Below are 18,647 nucleotides of genomic sequence, written 5' to 3' on the forward strand. Positions count from 1 at the left end.
AAAGTTCTTCACCTTGTGTTCAATAAGACCTTTGTTTGCGTATGAAAGGATAAAATTTTACTACAGTGTCTCTACTTCATTATTGTAATATTTTACACTATGAATTACTGACGTTTTATGAAACCCGGCCTTAGTAACTTCATTTATTCCTTCTTCAACATGCAAAGAGTAAAGCTGCTCTTTATAAAAATCAACATCTATCGACAACCAGCTGTCTTCATCATTCATAGTCACATCCATGATGATGTACGGCTTCTCTTCATCAATAGGAAGTGGTTGCTGTGCATAAGCATATTTGGAATTTATCTCGTTTGCAACCGTTTCTACCTTATTTTCATCCAGGATGACTGTATAGTCCGACAGCACAAACATGATCTTGTTTGTTAAGGGATCGATTAGTTCTAAGGAGTTACCCTGTATGTTATACTTGTAGTCTTTTCCCTGCCCGTATGTTTCAGGCATTGTTACAACATTTTTATCATATATTCTTCCATTCTCCGGTTGCACATAGTAGGTGTGAATATCATATCTATCAAGGTCTGCTGCAAAAAACGTAACTGTTTCATCTTCACCAAAGTCAGCATGAGAGTAACTACGCCGTTAGAGTACCTCTTTGCCCCCTCAAACTTTATCATGATATTATCTTTCGTTTCATAGTAAATGGTTGTAAGATGAACATACTTTGTATCAATACCTTCGTCTCCGATAGCTTTCTCGGCAATATCTGTTAAGTTTTTTCCATATTCCGATTGAGGGTCAATTACCACCGTTTTTCTGGCTTCAGATATCGCATAAACAGTCGTAATACATAACATCGAGATTAATATAATGCTAATCAGTGTGAGTTTGTAGTTCTTTTTATATTTCATATACAAACCTCAAAATATACATTTTTATAATAATACAAATAATATGTTATCTATATATTATATTTTTGACAGGAGTTCTCCACAGGAGACTACGATAATATTACTTTCACTCCGCAAGCTCAACTCTTATCTAATATCAACTCATAATGGCGTGCATGTCTATCGTCGTATTCACGGAAAAGAACAAGGCAGCAGCGCAGATAGCCGGCATACTGAGCGAGGGGGGTTTCAGCCGGGCATCCATAGAAGGCGTTCCCGTGTACGACTTTAAGAAGGACGGCAAGGAATGGAGGATAATGGGCCTCTCCGGCCACATCATGGGATATGACTTCCCTCCGGAGCTCAACAACTGGCGTGGCTGCGACCCTTCAGTGCTGCTTGATACCCCTCCTGTCAAGACCGTCACAAAACAACCTTTCGCATCGGCCATCGCTTTGCTCTGTAGTGGCGCCGATCAGATAATCCTGGCATGCGACTTTGACAGGGAGGGAGAGAACATTGGCTTTGAGGCCAAGTCCCTTGCCGAGAAAGTATCGAACTGCCCTATGAAAAGGGCGCGCTTCTCCACCCTCTCCCCCGGAGAGATCAAGCAGGCATTCAGCAATCTTGTGGAGCCGGATGTCAACCTGGCAATGTCTGCAGAGGCGCGCCAGATACTGGACCTGAAGATGGGTGCGGCCTTTACACGCTTCCTGACCCTGGCGGTGCAGCAGAGGGCACGCACCAAGGAAATAATCTCCATCGGTCCCTGCCAGACACCCACATGCGGCTTTGTTTACGAGCGTGAGAAGCTCATCAGGGATTTCAAGTCCAAGGATTTCTGGAAGATAGAGGCCACTTTCAATCACTCTGGCATCGACTTTACAGGCATGCACCGCAGCGGCCATATCCACGATAAGGCCAAGGCAGACGAGATATTCAGCCGCATTAAAGGTTCCAAGACCGGTATCCTTGTAAAGAAGAGTGTCAAGGAGTCCACGACAAGTCCTCCCTATCCGCTGAACACCACCGAGTTCCTGAAGCGCGCTTCCAAGTTCCTCGGGATAAGCCCTGAGAATGCCCTTGAGATTGCGGAGCAGCTCTACCTATCAGGTTTTACCAGCTATCCGAGGACCGAGACCAATAAGTATGCCGATGATTTTGATTTCCAGGCCAAAGTCTTAGGTTTTGCTTCGGGAGAGTACCGTGAGTATGCCCTGGCTATACTCTCAAAGCCGCCCGTCACCTGCAGGAACGGAACCCGCGACGGTCATGACCATCCGCCTATATATCCGATCAAGGCTGCAACGAAGGCTGATATTGAGAAGAGCGTGAGGATACCGGATGCCTGGAAAGTATATGATCTGGTCGCCCGGCATTTCCTTGCTAACCTGATGCAGCCTGCTGTGTTCGAGAAGACGCATCTTGAGATCGGAGTGAAAGAGGAGATATTCGATACCACGGGTTCTGTAATGAAGGACCCTGGCTGGCTGGCCGCATATCCTTTTGAGACCAAGAACGATAAGTTCCTTCCGGATATAGCCGTGAAGGAGGAAGTTGTTATAAAAAAGCTGAGCAACACCAAATCCCAGACGACCCCTCCCAAGAGACTGACCGAGGCCGAGCTGCTCACGCTGATGGATAAGAACGGTATCGGCACCAAGGCAACTGCTCCCAGTCATATCGAGACGAACAAGAAGCGCGGTTACTTTGAGACGAAGGGTAAGACGATTTCCATCCTTGACACCGGTTTCACCCTCATGGAAGCTCTTGACTCCAGCGTGCCCATACTTGTGAAGCCTGCCGTCCGTTCCCGTATCGAGGCCCTTATCCAGGAAGTGGAGGACGGAAAAAAAGGCTTTGAGGATGCACTCGAGGAAGGTTCGGTGCTTATCCGGGACATGTATTCACACCTGATAACAAACAAGGACCAGATAGTCAGGAATATCGCAGGCACCATAACCGACGAGCAGATAGCAGCGGATAAGAAGAACTTCATAGGGCAGTGCCCCGAATGTGGCCGGATGCTGCGTATGGTCAAGACCGACAATGGCAGGTTCGTGGGCTGCAGCGGCTACTCTGATTGCAGGAAGACGTATCCTCTGCCAAAGGAAGGTGCTCTTACAGTAGCCAGGTCGAAGGAATGTAAAAACGCAGGTATAGCCGTGCTGAAAGTCGGCACCAAGTACTTCTGGTCCGTGGGCGTGGGTCCCTGCTTTAAGTGTGAGCACGAGAAGGAGTGCTTCCCGCCTGATGTGGTAGGCCCGTGCCCGAAGTGTGAAGGTTCGATGTTCATCCTTGAAATGAAGGAGAATCGTTTCCTTGCCTGTACCAGGAAGTGCGGGCATACGCAGTCTCTTCCCAAAGAGGGTAAACTGACAATAGCCGGTGAATGTGAACAGTGCGGCTGGAAGAGACTGAGCATAAAGGAGACCGGAAAGGATAAGAAGGGAAAAGCCGTGGCAAACCCGGAAAAGGAGGCGGGTGTGCGGGAGCTCTGCATCAACCTCCGATGCCCCTCCAGGACGGGCAGGAAAGCTTAATCAAGCAAATTTGATTTACTCTTATATCAAACAATCTTGAATTACTCCAAATCTGACAAAAACTTATATATATGGAACACATTTTAGAACTTGGAGACGAAGAGCAATCCATAACTACACGATATACACAAATCGCAATCAATGACCTTCATCGGTTGGGTCTGCGAAAATCTACCTGCTTTCTCCACAACCATTACCTTCGTCTCCATACCTCCATAGCGCTTTACTTCCATGCTTCTGCATAACTTTCTTCATAGCATATATCCCTGAGCTCCTTTCTTGAAGACACGGCGTTCTTTTCCGCAGGATGTCCTATTGCCAGTACCGCCATAAGCTCCATGGACTCGGGACAACTCAGAATCAAGTTAACTTTATCTTTCTGGTTCAGGATTTCTCCCAGCCAGACCGCTCCGAGCCCCAGCTCGCAGCAGGCAAGCAGCATGTTCTGTATGGCAGCCCCAATGGCCTGCAGGTCCTTTGTCCTGTTGTACATAGCGGCCTGGTCAAGGTACACTGCTATTAGCAAGGGGGCATTGCTGACGATATTTCCATAATGGGTGCATTCGGCCAGCTTTTTCCTGGTATCCTTTTCCTGGATGACGATAAACCTCCATGGCTGGTTGTTGAGGCCTGAGGGTGCCCACCTGCCTGCGTCCAGGATAGTAGCGATCTCTTCCCTTGTGATCTTCCCTTGCGTGTATTCCCTTATGCTGCGTCTTGAAAGGATAGTATCTATAGTTCCTGACATTGAAAACCTCCGGTTATCCGCTAAGAATTATCTTACATCAAAAATAGAAAAAGGTAGCAGGCCGGGGGCCTACTTCTCGTTGAGCCCGCTGTTGAGCCAGGGCATCTTTGCTCTGATCTGCTTGCCGATGACTTCAACCGGGTGCTCCCTGTCCATCCTTTCCATAGCTGTGAGCACCGGCCTGTTCGCCTTGCCCTCAAGCACGAACTCGCGGGCGAACTCGCCGTTCTGGATCCTGTCGAGCGCTTCGTACATGGCTTCCCTGGAAAGCTCATTTATTATCTTTGGACCCACGGTCATGCCGCCGTACTCGGCAGTGTTGGAAACGGAGTACCACATCTTCTCAAGACCGCCCTCGTGTATGAGATCCACAATGAGCTTGAGCTCATGGCAGGTCTCGAAGTATGCCATCTCCGGCTGGTATCCTGCCTCGGTGAGCACTTCAAAGGACATCTTGATAAGTGAGGCGACACCGCCACAGAGGTCGACCTGCTCTCCGAAGAGGTCGGTCTCGGTCTCCTCGCGGAAGGTGGTCTCATAAACTCCTGCGCGTGTGCATCCCACACCTTTTGCATGTGCAAGTGCCAGCTTCTTTGCATTACCGGTAGCGTCCTGGTAGACTGCGATAAGGCCGGGCACTCCTGCTCCGTCCCTGTAGGTCCTTCTTACCAGGTGCCCGGGGCTCTTTGGTGCCACCATGTAGACGTCGATGTCCTTCTGGGGGATGATCTGGTTGTAGTGGATGTTGAAACCGTGAGAGAACACAATAGCGTTCCCCGCTTCAAGGCCGGGCTCGATCTCGCTGTAGTATACCTGTGACTGGGTCTCATCGGGCAGGAGTATCTGTATGATGTCAGCAGCCTTTGCAGCATCTGCCACGGTCATGACCTTGAGACCGTCGTCCTCAGCCTGCTTCCAGCGCCTGCTGCCTTTCCTCAGGCCCACGACCACATCAAGGCCGGAGTCATGGAGGTTCTGGGCCTGGGCGTGTCCCTGGCTTCCATAACCCATAACTGCTATCTTCTTACCTTTCAGAACATTCAGGTCTGCATCGTTATCGTAAAACATCTGTGCCATTATCTAGTACCTCTCTATGTGAATTGACGTTAATGAACAATTAAATTTGCTGTAAACTGTACCTTCAGCTTGAAACACCTTTCGCCCCTCTTCTCAGGGCGACCTTGCCTGTCCTGACCATTTCCTTTATCCCGAAGGGGCGCAGGAGCTGCTCTATGGCCTCTATCTTTGTCTCGTCGCCTGTCACCTCGATGATCATGGACTTTGGAGCCACGTCGATTATCCTTGCACGGAATATGTCCACTATCTGCATGATCTCGGAGCGGTTGCTGACGTCCGAGCTCACTTTGAACAGGGCCATTTCCCTCTCAACAGTGTCCTCCGCCTTCAGGTCGCTGACCCGGATGACGTCGATGAGCTTGTTGAGCTGTTTTGTGACCTGCTCCAGGACCTCGTCATCTCCCCTGACAACGATGGTCATGCGGGAGATGGTCGGGTCTTCGGTAACTCCGACTGTCAGGCTGTCAATGTTATATCCGCGCCTTGCGAACATGCCGGCTACCCTTGCCAGTACTCCGTGCCTGTTCTCCACCAGAACTGAAAGTGTATGCCTCATTCTTTTCTCTCCAGGTCAAGTATCTCGTTGATAGCGGCACCTGCAGGCACCATGGGTGAAACGTTCTCCTCGCACTCGACTATGAAGTCTATGAGCGTGGGCCTGCCTGAAGCTATGGCCTTCTCAAGGGCCGGGCGGACTTCACTGCACTTCGTGACCCTTATTCCAAGGGCACCATATGCTTCCGCAAGCTTGACAAAGTCCACGCTATCCCTTATGCAGGTCGATGAATACCTCTTGCCGTAGAATATCTCCTGCCACTGCCTGACCATGCCCAGGAAACCGTTATTGAATATGGCTATGATGACCGGGATATTGTTCTGGACAATAGTGGCCATCTCCTGTGAGTTCATCTGGAAGGAGCCGTCACCCGAAACGTCGATAACGACCTTGTCGGGCCTGGCGACCTTTGCGCCTATGGCCGCAGGGAAGCCGTAGCCCATGGTCCCGAGCCCGCCTGAGGAAATGAATGTCCTGGGTTCGGTATACTTGAAGTACTGGGCAGCCCACATCTGGTGCTGGCCGACCTCGGTGACTATGATGGCATCGGGGCAGACCTCATTGATCTGCTCGATGATATACTGGGGCTTGATATCGTCCCTGCATGCGGATTCCAGGTAGTGGAGCGGATACTGTTCCTTCCACCCGGCTATCTTCTCCAGCCATTCCTCTGACTGGGCTTTTCCTGTATGCTTGAGCAGATGGGAAAGGATCCACTTAGCATCTCCCACAATGGGGATATCGACCTTCACATTCTTGGATATCTCTGCAGGGTCAATGTCGATATGTATTATCTTTGCGTTGGATGCGAAGGATTTTATCTTGCCTGTGACCCTGTCATCGAACCTCACGCCCACGGCGATGAGCAGGTCTGCCTCTTGGATGGCATAGTTCGCATATTTAGTGCCATGCATTCCCGGCATTCCCATGAACAGGGGATGGTCTCCCGGGAAGCCGCCCATGCCCGTGAGGGTTGTGGTCACAGGTGCCCGGATCTTCTCAGCGAGCTTCTTAAGCTCTGTTGCCGCACCTGAGCTGATGACCCCTCCGCCTGCGTATATTACGGGGTTACTGCACTTCTCAATCTCTGCTGCGGCTTTCTTTATCTGCTGCAGGTTGCCCTGGTAGGTGGGGCTGTAGCCTCTCAGCTCCACCTTTTCCGGGTAATGAAAATCTATCAGGTCCGTTGTGATGTCCTTGGGCAGGTCAACAAGTACAGGCCCGGGCCTGCCGGTGGATGCTATGTGGAACGCCTCCTTGATGATGCGAGGCAGTTCCTTCACGTCCTGCACAAGGTAGTTGTGCTTGGTGATGGGCATGGTTATGCCCGTGATATTAGCTTCCTGAAACGCATCGTTACCTATGAGCGAGCTGGGCACCTGTCCGGTGAATGCCACCATGGGTATGGAGTCCATGTATGCGTTAGCTATGCCGGTGACAAGGTTGGTTGCCCCGGGCCCGGATGTTGCAAGGCATACCCCTGTCTTGCCGGTGGCTCTGGCATACCCCTCGGCTGCATGCGCTGCAGCCTGCTCGTGCCGTACAAGTATGTGGCGTATATTGGAGCTGTACAGCTCGTCGTATATGGGGAGCAGCACGCCTCCGGGATATCCGAAGATGGTGTCGACTCCCTCCCTGTACAGGCACTCGATAAATGCTCGGGCGCCTGTCATTCTTTCGGTGGGTCCGGTCATATGAATCCTCTGATTATTTTTGTAATGGATAATGTGATCTGTTCTCAGATAAGGCGGTTAATACCGTTCAGGACAGCTTCCACGGATGCCATGACAATGTCCGTGCGTGCACCCCTGGATGTTACCATCTTCCCGTCCTTTGAGAGCTTCACAAGTACCTCGACGAGTGCATCCGTACCTCCGGTGATGGCGTCCACATGGTACTCCTCAAGCTGCACGTCTCCCAGGCTCTGGATGCCTTTCTTGATGCTTGCAAGGGTTGCATCCACAGGCCCGTCGCCTATGCTAGCCTCGATGACCTCTTTGCCGTCAACCTTCATTCTCACGGAAGCCGTAGGGATGACCTTGTTGCCTGAGACCACGGTGTACTCTTCCAGGACGACCTTTGCCTCCTTCTGGATGTTGAGCACGGTCTCTGCTATTGTCTGCAGGTCTGCATCCGTCACTCGCTTTCCATGGTCTCCCATCTCCTTTACCCTGTCGAGCACTTCATGGAGCTGGGTGTCATCAACGCTGAGCCCCATCTCTTTCAGTGCCAGGGTGACAGAGCTCTTGCCTGCATGCTTGCCAAGCACTATCTTGCGTTCCCTGCCTATCACTTCGGGTTTGATGGGCTCATAGGTGGATGTGTCTGCCAGCAGGCCGTGCACATGGATGCCTGCCTCATGGGTGAATGCGTTCCCTCCCACAAGGGATTTGTTCGGGGCCACAGGTATGCCTGTCAGCCTGCTCACAAGCCTGGAAGTCTTGAAAATCTCCTTGGTGTTAATGCCGGTCTTCTGCTTGTATAACCATTCAATGGTCATGACCACTTCTTCCAGAGACGTATTCCCGGAGCGCTCCCCAATACCGTTGATTGTCACATGGGCCTGCCTGGCGCCTCCCCGAAGGGCTGCAATGGTGTTCGCTGTGCCGAGTCCGAAGTCATTGTGGCAATGAATGCTCAGGGGTGCGCGTACTGCGGATGTGATGTCCCTGAACAGGGCCTCTGTCCTTTCCGGGACAAGCAGCCCTACGGTGTCACAGAAGCACAACCTGTCGGCTCCTGCTTCTACGCAGTCTATGTACAGTGACTTAAGGAAGTCCATGTCGGCCCTTGAAGCGTCCTCGCCGCTCAACTCCACAATGAGGCCGTGCTCCCTGGCATACTCGGTTGTCTCAATGGCCATCTGCCTAACGGTCTCCCTGTCCTTGCGCAGCTTCACGCTGATATGCAGGTCGGATACAGGTGCCACGAGGTGGATGGAGTCCACATTGCTCGCCAGGGCAAAGTCAACGTCCTGCTTCATAATCCTGCAATAGCTGCAGATCTCTGCGTTAAGGCCCTCGGCCGCTACTGCTCTGATGGACTCGCGTTCACCCTCGGATGTGATGGCAGAGCCTGCTTCGATCACATTCACACCCAGCTCGTCCAGTTTCCTGGCAATTGCTACCTTGTCCTCGCTGGTGAGTGCCACGCCTGGTGTCTGTTCGCCGTCTCTGAGAGTAGTGTCTAAAAACCGGACATTTTCAAATAATATAATCCCTCATGATCTGTTGTCTGTTTTGAATAACAGCGTAGAGGGATATACTGAAGTGCTATATATGCGTGACGATTATTTTATCACGATTGTTCACAAAAAAGAAGAATGGGAAATTTCCCTTCTTCTTAGCGATTAGAAATATTCGTTCACACTGATCATTGCCTTTGCGATAAGGTCCGAGCAGTGCTTGAGGTCGGCAACATCAAGCACCTCTACAGGTGAGTGGATGTACCTTGTTGCCACGCTGATGACCGTGGATGGGATACCTTCCCTTGTGAGATGGATGGCCGTGGCATCGGTGGTGCCTCCGTCCCCGACATCCGTCTGGAAAGGGATGTCGTTCTTCTTCGCCGTCTCGACCAGCCATTTGACTACCTGCGGTGAGGCTATTATGCCCCTTCCCGCAGCATCAGCTATGGTGATGGCCCCTCCCTTGCCTATGTCAAGCACGGAGTCCTTCTTGTCGATGCCGGGGTGGTCTCCGGGGATGGTAGTGTCTACTGCTAAGGCAATGTCCGGATTGAGGCCGAATGCGGATGTCCTGGCACCCTTAAGGCCCACTTCCTCCTGCACCGTACCCACTGCATAGACAGTAGCCTTGATGTCCATCTTTGAGATCTGGCGCATGGCATCAATGATGATGGCACAGCCTGCCCTGTTGTCAAAGGCTTTTCCGGTTATCTTGCCGTTCGCGAGCTTCACGACCTCGCGGTCCATGGACACAGGAGTGCCTATTGAGATGCCCATGTTCATTGCATCTTCCTTGTCCTTTGCACCCACATCGATGAACATGTCGTCCGCATTGACCGGCTTCTTCCTGTCCTCATCCTTCATCACATGGGGAGGCTTTGACCCGATGACTCCCGGTATGGGTCCTTTCTCGGTGTGCACTATGACCCTCTGGCTGTGCAGTGTCGGATCGAACCATCCTCCAATCTTGACAAACCTTAGGAATCCCTTATCATCGATGTACTTAACCATGAGTCCGATCTCGTCCATGTGCGCAGCAAGCATAATGGATGGTCCGTCACCTTTTTTCACAGTGATGAGGTTACCCATCTTGTCGACCCTCATCTCGTCCACATAGGGCCTGAGCTCTTCCTCAAGGATGGCCCTGATGTTCCCTTCACTGCCGGATATGCCGTGGGCATTCGATAATTTAGTGATCAGTTCTTCCATGCTTATCATCTTCTGATATTATCAGGGAAGAATGGGATTGCAGGAATATAAGGTTTGAGTAAACAGAAAAGAAATGAAAAAAGAAAGAAAAAAGCAAGAGTAAGTTATTGGCTTACTCTTCCTTGCGGCGCTGCATGAAGAATGCAAGGCCGAGGATTGCCGCTACAGGGAGTGCAATTGTTGGGAACTCCGGAATTTCGGATTCAACATTTGTTGTCGAAGTAGCCTTCTTTGCTATCCTGGCACCAGTGGCAATGTTCTCGAATTCCAGCTGGTAGTATCCGACAGGAGCATTGTTATTGGTGATTTCCACCTCGAATGGGATGTCAGTTCCTTCCCAATATATCTTCTCACCAAAAGCAGCATTGTTGCCCTGTACCTTTAGACTGAAATACTCAGAGGCATCATTGAAGTTTTCATCAACAATTTTCACGCTGAAATTGCTTGGGCTTGCTGCTCCTGTTACTGTGACCTCATAAATAACTGTATTTCCTACTTTCAGGATTGTATCTTCTGGAGCATCAAGTGAATATGCACTGGCTGCACTTATGGATGCCAGGGCAATCAAAATGGCAATTATTAATGCCTTTGTTCTCATTTTTGTACCACCTTTTTACCTTAGTTATATTGTAATTTTAAACAGTCACTTTCTCTTTCTCTCTTTCTATTTAAATAATTCGGGATAGTGCCGGATGATCATCATCATGATCATCATAACCCCTCTTTACAGAGTTTCAGGCAGCACTTACAGTGAAAGACCACCTCTTACTGTGACTATTGCCTGCTTGGTCAGTGACACTTAGATATACCTCGGCTTGTCCGTTCTCAAGTCCTGCTGCTTTATACGATATTGAACTCGATTTCACATCTGCAGAAGAAGTTACGTCGATGCCGTTTACCATAAGTATGACACTGCTTCTGTCTATACCTGCGCGATCGTCAGAATATGATGCTTTGATGGTTGGGCTGCCTGTATTGACAGTTGTACCTTCGGGGCTGTTGTTTTGTATGGTGGGTTTAATCCTGTCAATTACAAAACTGTCTTCTTCATAAAGGTTCTGTGAGTTAATTGACTTTGCAGTTACAATAATCCTTGCGGTGCCATCTGTGATGCTGTCATCTATTGTTGCACTATACCTGTATTCGTTATCTGACATAGTCAGATATTCTGTTTCTATAACCTTGCCAGTCCTGTCTTTCACGGTTATTGTGGGTATGTCCTGCAGGGCACTCGAAGAAGCTACACCTATCTCCACATCCCCTGATGTTTTTTCAGGGTAGGTTTGTATAACAAGTTCCTCAACTGATGTGCTGTAGTAGATTGTACCGAAGGCATAGGCAGTATTGTTTGAGAAGTCCTTGCCTATAACTTCTATGTCATAGTTGCTCTTCACTTCAAGAGTGTACTTGCCTGTCCAGGTCATCCCTCCGTTTATTGTGGCCAATTTAAGCGTATCTGAATCCCCAAAACTTTGCGAGTTTATGATACAGGTAACTTCATTCAGCGGACGGGTGGATTCCACTATCAGGTTTGTGGATCCGCTTGTAGGGTTGGGTGTGATATCGAGCGTCAGTTCCAGCCGGGACACATCTACACTGGTGCTGGTATCTGCAGCCATATGCTCAGGCTCCTTATTTAGAGCATTATCGACCGCTCTTGACCTGAAATAATAGGTTGAGCCGGCCCTGCCATTGAACTGGGCGGATGTCGCAGTCGTGTCGCCAAGCCACCTCTGCCATGTTGTGCCATCGGTACTGTAGTCTATATTATAATATGCAATCCCTGAGCCTGCATCAGTTCCATTCCAGCTGACCATGAAACTATTCGTACTGACATATTTCGGAAGTGGCAGCACATATGAGACAGGGAGCTCAAATTCTATTGTATTGTTCTCCCTGAGGTAGGGCGAGATATGGGATACCGGCAGGAAACTGATCTCGTCGATCACCATTCCCACTGGCTCAAGTTTCTGGTTTCTGTTCTGCAGCAGTGTGAATGTCAGCGTGTTAGTTCCTTTCTTTACTTTCACAGGTACCTGCAGGCGCTGCCATCCTTCATTGCCGTTGATGCCGTCGGTCCATACGACTGCCCCGTTAAGCAGTACCTGCTTGAACTGGATCTCGTTTTTGTCTGGTGTGCCTTTGGTATATGTGTCTTTCAGGTACACGGACAGGAGCACATTCTCGTCCCTGTCGCTCTGGAATTCCTGGTATATCGCGTGCCTGTTGGTAAGTGGCAGGGTTCCCTGATAAGTGCTGTTGATAACGTATGCTCTGCCGGAATATATGCCTGTGCCGTTCATGTATAAGCCGCTGGCGACGGACTCATTGGTTGTTACGTATGCCCATCCGCTGCTCAGGTCCATGGAGGGATTATTGATGTTGATGAAATCTATTGTCTCGATTTTTCCACCGGAGTTCGAAGGGAATTCCTCGGTACCGAATTCTTGTGTGACCCAGAGGTGGACCGAGCGATAGGCTGGCCCGGCTGCTTTGTCTTTATAAAGTGCAAATTCCAGCTTCTGCCTGCTAGGGTTATATGCTTTTGGTATTATTTCCAGTTCATGTTCCCATTTCTCGTTATGGCTGAGTGCTATTTCCTGCTGGTTCAGGACAGTTCCATCCAGCTTTACTTGAAGTACGTAGTTGATATTCTCATGTTCGTGGTTTACTATGCCGGCTACTATTTTTGTGGGTTGGCCTATATACAGCACTGAAGGATAATCCTCAGCTTTTCCGCCATCTCCTAGTATATAAAGTGCCGTGAAAGTTTCTTTTTCGCGTGCAATGTTTGCATAAACGAGCATTGCACTGGCAATAATAATGGATAGAACCAATGTGATAATAAGCGCCTTTATTAATGCAGGCGGGACTCTTTCAGAAGTATTGAATCTATATTTTCTTATCTTATTTTCCGATACTGTTCTAATGGCGGATACCTTTGTGCGGCTCTTTGCCCTGAACCTTTTGTATCCGAACTGCACTGTATCATTTTCCGCTTCTTCCAGTTCTTCCTGTTCCTCAGGCACGTCTCCTTCCGTTTTAAGAGATCTTATAAAGCCTCTATATGAAAAAATAAACTGTTCCTCTTGCGGCAGTCGGCGACGAGAAAGGTATGCCAGGGTCACAAATAGAATTGTTAACAGTGAAAGTGAGATGGTAATGGAGTCGGGCCTAAATCCCCATTGACTTAAACTTATTATAAATCCGCCAAATACCATTAACAGCATGCTGAAACCCACGCTCAGGGTGATCCTCTCAATGCCTGATATCTCTCTGTTGCGGGGAAAAAGGACTGATATGAAGGAGTATCCGGGTACAAAGAATATTATTAGGAGCGCAAAAATTACCCTTAAAGGTGTGTTATTAAATGGGGAAACCAGAATAAAAACAATTGACAAGAATGCCAGGGCCAGCATTATCAACAGGTCCTGCGTGTACAGACATTTTTTAGAGTTTGGCATCGACTCACTGTATCCTGAATTACTTCCTTAGGTCCGTATTTGATCTACATCTGCGAAGGTTACTATACTCTCACAGCAGGTAACAATTTACTTAAATATATATGTATGGCCTACTATGTAAAGATAAACACCCGTACGTTTAATTGTGCTAACATCGATCACTGAAAGGTAAAGTAAAAGTGGTATTCCATATATAATAATTAACGTTTTATTTGATATGACTTCAGGCAATTCTTCCTGTTGCCTTTACGATTATCGTGTTCATAGTCTCCCAGATTTAAACCATTTTGACCCGACTGTAGTGGCAGGTATCATTATCGGCCTTTATATTATCTAATGCCTTTCATGAGTGTGAGAAACATTAATCCGACGTCTTAAGCCGTGGCCTCCATTGGACCTGAATATTTTTATAGTTCTCGCTAGAGATCAGATGAATATCGGTTATTGAGCAGATCAAGGGCAAAACTATAAGGGCGGGCATCAACCAGTGAAGAGTGATTATACTGGATAAATAAAAGAATCAAGACTCTTCTGAGTTGCTAAAAATGAAATACATGCGGAGATCAAAAAGATCCCCGGGTCTTCTACTTGCTTTACTTTAACAAAATACTTCCAGGATTCTGCATATCTTCATAGCAGATCCTTTCGGTTCAAAATGTACATTATGATACCTGCAGTTCCCGCAAATAGTATCCACCCCAGATGCGTGTGGAACGTCATCATTGTCTGTATGCCGTATTGATAAGCTATCACATATAATGCGAACACTCTTGCAAGATTGGCAACATAAGCGATGCAAACAGCAAATACTAATAGCAGGATTGATTTCTCCATTCTCATTTTCTCTATTCTGGAGTAAGCTACCACAATACCGACCAGCAGGAACATTGAGTATAGTCCCGAACAGGGTCCGCCAATCACTATAGTCATCGTTTCAGTGAGCCCATATAGTTTGATGGTTTCAATGGAGGTAATCTCTACAGGAATGTTGACAAGTTTGAGCAGGATGACCGTCGGCATAAGTACAAAATAATGATCGAATAGATGTATGAAGTTTATTTTGAGCATCCCTAAGAATGAGTAGAATATGAAGAACAGACCTGTGAAGACAGTCGATATATATAAGCCAAATTCTCCAAGCTGCCTTACTTCTTTTTTGGAAGTTCCCATTGCAATAAGAGAAGCGCCTATCAGGATCGTCATCGAATCAAGGGTACCTATGCTGCCTTCAGTGGCAATATTATATGTGACAATTGCAGCTACAATGCATAAGCCGCTGAAAATGTATGTCTTAGAACTTCTAAATGCCGAATTTTCTCCTGTCAGTTTAATTCTAGAAATTAGTCCAGCTGCTATTATAAATAATAAAATTCCAATGGCAACTGATCCTTCACTATACTCGATTGTAGCTCCTGTAAAAAGAGCAAGTGCCACAAGGATTAGAACTATGTTTTTACTTTCATCCTTCATATTGAAACCTTGCTTTACTCCTATCTCCCAATTGATTCTGATAGAATATAATCTTAATGATTAAATATAATTTTGACCTATTATTGTATGGCTCGATGTCATGTTTTTCCGAGTTTTTCATTAATAAAAGACCATCAAGTGAGATTTTCAAATGAGATTTTTAATTTAAAAGCCGATATTATTCCTGAAGAACTGTATTTAATTATCCTGCATATTTTACTTGCCTTTGTTTCTTCCCTGTATTTCTCTTAAGGACTGAAAAATTGTTTCGGCCAAGTCTCTTATATTATAGATCCTTCATTTAACTCCTTGCCGTTTTCCTGCAGAACTTACCCTTGATCCTTTTTCTCTTTATTTTTCTTGGAAAATGCCTCGCGTGTTTTGCATCATGAACAGGTTCTTAAAGTCGTTGATGACCAACTTCTCAGACAAGCAACGCTTTGGGGCTTTATTCTTTTTAAAGCACCCTGATTCCAGCAGAAGGTAGGCTTTCTACAGAGCTATTTTTATTGGTAGTAATCTATTTATTCCAATAAACACCACAACATCTGAACTATAACGAAAAAGGCCCTGGTGTGCAGGTTCAATTTAAAATCTGGAAATAAAGTATTATTAAGGAATGGGCACAAAAATCAAGTTTAAGGCAAAAGCTGTCTGATAAGCTGAAAATGCTATACCTTCTCGCGAACATAAAAATCATTAATTATTTGCTTCAGGTGAATCATACATCGTTTAAAATCAGGTTGATATCAAAGCTAAGTGAATATTCTGAAAAAGGTACTTATATCTAGCCTATTTTCTATAAGTGCATGATTAAAGTCTTTGCACATTGGATTAGTTGTCCAACTATATATTTATAATAAATAGATATAATCAATTATCGGGATTATCTTAAAAATGGAGAAATTATATATATGCATTGTCTCATCGCCGGCAATACATGCTGATTTGGGTCTCTTCCACGAGCAATCTCATGTTTTTGCCAGTGATCCAGAAATCAACAGAATGTCTAAGGTTACCGATAAACTAGTTTATAGAAGCTGTACATAAATGAGGGTTGATAATGAATATTATGGTTGAGCTCCAGCATCCTGCACATGCACATCAATTCAGATATTTCATAAAGGAAATGGAAAAAAGAGGGCATAAAATCCATATCATTACTACAGACAAAGAAATAACTCTTCAACTGCTTGATTCTTTTGGTTTGAAATATGATGTGATTCGAATAAGTGTTGGCAGTCTCTTTAAGAAACTAATCTCTTTACCAGTCTGCTGCTGGAAGGCCTATAAGATATCCAGGAAGTTCAAGCCTGACATATTCGTGAGCAGGGAGTCTCCCATCTCAGGAGTGGTCAGCAGGGTCATTAACAAACCACACGTAGGCTTTTCAGATACCGATCATGTAGTGCTTTTAAGCAAGATTACAAACAGGCTGACGGATATAATAGTAACCCCTGCCTGCTATACGCGGGATCTGGGAAAGAGACAGGTGCGAATTGCAGGATATAAAGAACTGATGTACCTTCATCCTAATTATTTTACACCTGATCCCCGGGTTTTGGATGAGTTGGGATTATCTAGGAATGATCGATTCATTATCCTGCGTTTTGTGTCCTGGAAAGCATACCATGATGTCGGACATAGCGGAATCAAGCGCAAAGTCGATCTTGTGAAGAAACTCGAAAGATATGGGCGCGTAATAATTACTTCAGAAAGTCCGTTGGAGCCTGAATTAGAGCAATATAAGTTAAAGGTGCCTCCTGAGAAACTTCATGATTTGTTGTATTATGCTACCTTGTATATTGGTGAAGGGGCAACAATAGCGTCAGAATGTGCCATATTAGGAACGCACGCAATATACGTGAATCCACTGCGCCTCGGTTACACTGATGAAGAAGAGAAAAAGTACGATCTGGTGTATAATTTCTCAAATCCTGAAACAATGGAGCAGGATTCATTCGACAAAGCTGTTGAATTATTAGAAAACCCGGATCTTGCTGCAGAAGGAAAGAAAAAGAGAGAAAAGCTGCTCAATAATACGATAGATGTTACAGACTTTATGGTAAACATCGTAGAGCAGTACAAAGTATTGTAAAGTAATCGGTGAGATATATGAAGAACTTAATTTCACTTATCAGTAAGGGAGATGCATGTATAGGAATAATCGGTCTTGGATACGTAGGACTGCCTTTAGCGATTGAATTTTCAAAGAAGTTCAATGTTATAGGGTACGATGTCAATAAATCGGCAATTGATAAACTTTTGAGTGGACGATCATATATTCAGGATATTCCTGACTCCCTGATCTCTTCGCAGACAGGTGCTTCTTTCCATCCTACTGCCAATGAGAAAGAACTTTCGAAATGTGACTTTATAATAATCTGTGTTCCAACACCTTTGACTGCAGAGAACGAACCTGACCTGGGTTATATTAAAAGTGCTTGTGAGACTATAGTTAAAATACTGAGGAAAGGACAGTTTGTTATTCTTGAGAGTACTACTTACCCAGGTACCACCGAAGAGATAGTACTTTCAATACTCGAGTCATCCGGCCTTAAGGTTTTAGAGGACTTTGGCCTGGCTTATTCACCTGAAAGGATCGACCCCGGAAATCCATGTTTCAATGTATCGAACACAGCTAAAGTGGTAGGTGGCATTGATCAGGAATGCACGGATATTGCTTCCAGGCTTTACGGCAGCATTATCGAACAGATCGTTCCTGTAAAGGACGCCAGGACTGCCGAGGCTGTAAAGATCGTAGAGAATATATTCAGGAACGTCAACATTGCACTTGTAAACGAACTGGCTCTCATCTTCGAGAGAATGGATATCGATACATGGGAAGTCATTGACGCAGCCGCAACAAAACCATACGGTTTCATGGCATTTTATCCGGGGCCCGGCATTGGAGGTCATTGCATCCCTCTTGATCCGTTCTATATGTCGTACAAAGCAAAAAAGTACGGTTTTATCCCCCGGTTCATTGAAACTTCCGGCGAGATCAATAATTTCATGAGAATCCATGCGATCAATCTGATAGAAAGGGGGTTAAAGCAAGTAAATAAAGGCCTATATGGTTCAAATGTGACTGTAATGGGACTAGCTTACAAAAAGAACATTACCGATACAAGGGAGTCTCCCTCTAAAAAGATCATTGAAGAACTCATTAATCTTGGAGCGCACGTAAAAGCTTATGATCCCTATGCTTCTTCAATTACAACCCATTATGGAGTGATAGCCTCTGAGGAAAATATGGAAAGTGCATTAGACAAAGCTGATTGTGCCATATTTGTTGTTGATCATGCCCAGTTCAAGGAAATTGATATCCAGGATGCAGTCAAAAGAATGGTATCTCCGGTCATAGTTGATTGCAAGAATATGTTTGCAAACACAGATAGCCTGATATATCTGGGAATTGGGAAAAGCAACAAATAAGGATCTTTACATGATAGATAATATCTGCCAGAAGCCCCTGAATCCCATCCGTTCCGGTGAACCGGCTCCTGGCAGATATTATTTTATACCGATCGTTACGCAGGCAT

14 protein-coding genes are annotated in these 18,647 nt (G+C 46.5%); 3 read left to right on the forward strand and 11 right to left on the reverse strand.

Features of this window, described 5'->3' with window-relative positions:
- Positions 1–60: 60 nt before the first annotated feature.
- Together PV02_RS04165 and PV02_RS04170 are read right to left on the reverse strand one after the other, a co-directional pair.
- Positions 61–462, reverse strand: a complete 402-nt coding sequence (locus PV02_RS04165; protein WP_256622097.1) for a hypothetical protein — start codon at positions 460–462, stop codon at positions 61–63.
- Positions 463–464: 2 nt separating this feature from the next.
- Positions 465–869 carry a hypothetical protein gene (locus tag PV02_RS04170; protein ID WP_256622098.1) on the reverse strand — a complete coding sequence of 135 codons (405 nt, stop codon included), beginning with the start codon at positions 867–869 and terminating at the stop codon, positions 465–467.
- Between the two features lie 155 nt (positions 870–1,024).
- On the opposite strand from PV02_RS04170, the gene PV02_RS04175 reads away from it, so the two are divergent.
- Positions 1,025–3,391 (forward strand): DNA topoisomerase, encoded by a 2,367-nt coding sequence (locus PV02_RS04175; protein WP_256622099.1) that lies wholly within the window; start codon positions 1,025–1,027, stop codon positions 3,389–3,391.
- Between the two features lie 223 nt (positions 3,392–3,614).
- Here the strand turns inward: PV02_RS04175 and PV02_RS04180 are convergent, their stop codons facing one another.
- The 9 genes from PV02_RS04180 to artC form a co-directional block, all read right to left on the reverse strand.
- Positions 3,615–4,139, reverse strand: a complete 525-nt coding sequence (locus PV02_RS04180; RefSeq protein ID WP_256622100.1) for a nitroreductase family protein — start codon at positions 4,137–4,139, stop codon at positions 3,615–3,617.
- Between the two features lie 69 nt (positions 4,140–4,208).
- Positions 4,209–5,216, reverse strand: coding sequence for a ketol-acid reductoisomerase (ilvC, locus tag PV02_RS04185; RefSeq protein WP_256622101.1), 1,008 nt, complete (start codon positions 5,214–5,216; stop codon positions 4,209–4,211).
- Positions 5,217–5,280: 64 nt separating this feature from the next.
- A complete protein-coding gene (gene ilvN, locus PV02_RS04190) occupies positions 5,281–5,772 on the reverse strand; it encodes an acetolactate synthase small subunit (protein WP_256622102.1) in 492 nt (163 codons plus the stop codon).
- Positions 5,769–7,466 (reverse strand): acetolactate synthase large subunit, encoded by a 1,698-nt coding sequence (locus PV02_RS04195; protein ID WP_256622103.1) that lies wholly within the window; start codon positions 7,464–7,466, stop codon positions 5,769–5,771. The genes ilvN and PV02_RS04195 overlap by 4 nt, the downstream gene beginning before the upstream one ends.
- A gap of 44 nt (positions 7,467–7,510) precedes the next feature.
- Entirely contained in the window at positions 7,511–8,989 is a 1,479-nt protein-coding gene (locus PV02_RS04200; protein ID WP_256622159.1) for a (R)-citramalate synthase, read from the reverse strand.
- A 132-nt stretch (positions 8,990–9,121) separates the two neighbouring features.
- Entirely contained in the window at positions 9,122–10,168 is a 1,047-nt protein-coding gene (locus PV02_RS04205) for a M42 family metallopeptidase (protein WP_256622104.1), read from the reverse strand.
- 112 nt (positions 10,169–10,280) lie between these two features.
- Positions 10,281–10,766, reverse strand: a complete 486-nt coding sequence (locus PV02_RS04210; protein WP_256622105.1) for a PEF-CTERM sorting domain-containing protein — start codon at positions 10,764–10,766, stop codon at positions 10,281–10,283.
- A gap of 136 nt (positions 10,767–10,902) precedes the next feature.
- Complete coding sequence (locus tag PV02_RS04215) at positions 10,903–13,632, reverse strand: DUF1616 domain-containing protein (protein WP_425438343.1); 2,730 nt, start codon at positions 13,630–13,632, stop codon at positions 10,903–10,905.
- Positions 13,633–14,262: 630 nt separating this feature from the next.
- Entirely contained in the window at positions 14,263–15,102 is an 840-nt protein-coding gene (gene artC, locus PV02_RS04225; protein WP_256622108.1) for an archaeosortase C, read from the reverse strand.
- 1,063 nt (positions 15,103–16,165) lie between these two features.
- On the opposite strand from artC, the gene PV02_RS04230 reads away from it, so the two are divergent.
- Positions 16,166–17,200 (forward strand): DUF354 domain-containing protein, encoded by a 1,035-nt coding sequence (locus PV02_RS04230; RefSeq protein ID WP_256622109.1) that lies wholly within the window; start codon positions 16,166–16,168, stop codon positions 17,198–17,200.
- A 17-nt stretch (positions 17,201–17,217) separates the two neighbouring features.
- Entirely contained in the window at positions 17,218–18,540 is a 1,323-nt protein-coding gene (locus tag PV02_RS04235; protein ID WP_256622110.1) for a nucleotide sugar dehydrogenase, read from the forward strand.
- Positions 18,541–18,647 lie beyond the last annotated feature (107 nt).

The sequence above is a fragment of the Methanolobus chelungpuianus genome, from assembly GCF_024500045.1.
Taxonomy (GTDB): Archaea; Halobacteriota; Methanosarcinia; order Methanosarcinales; family Methanosarcinaceae; genus Methanolobus; species Methanolobus chelungpuianus.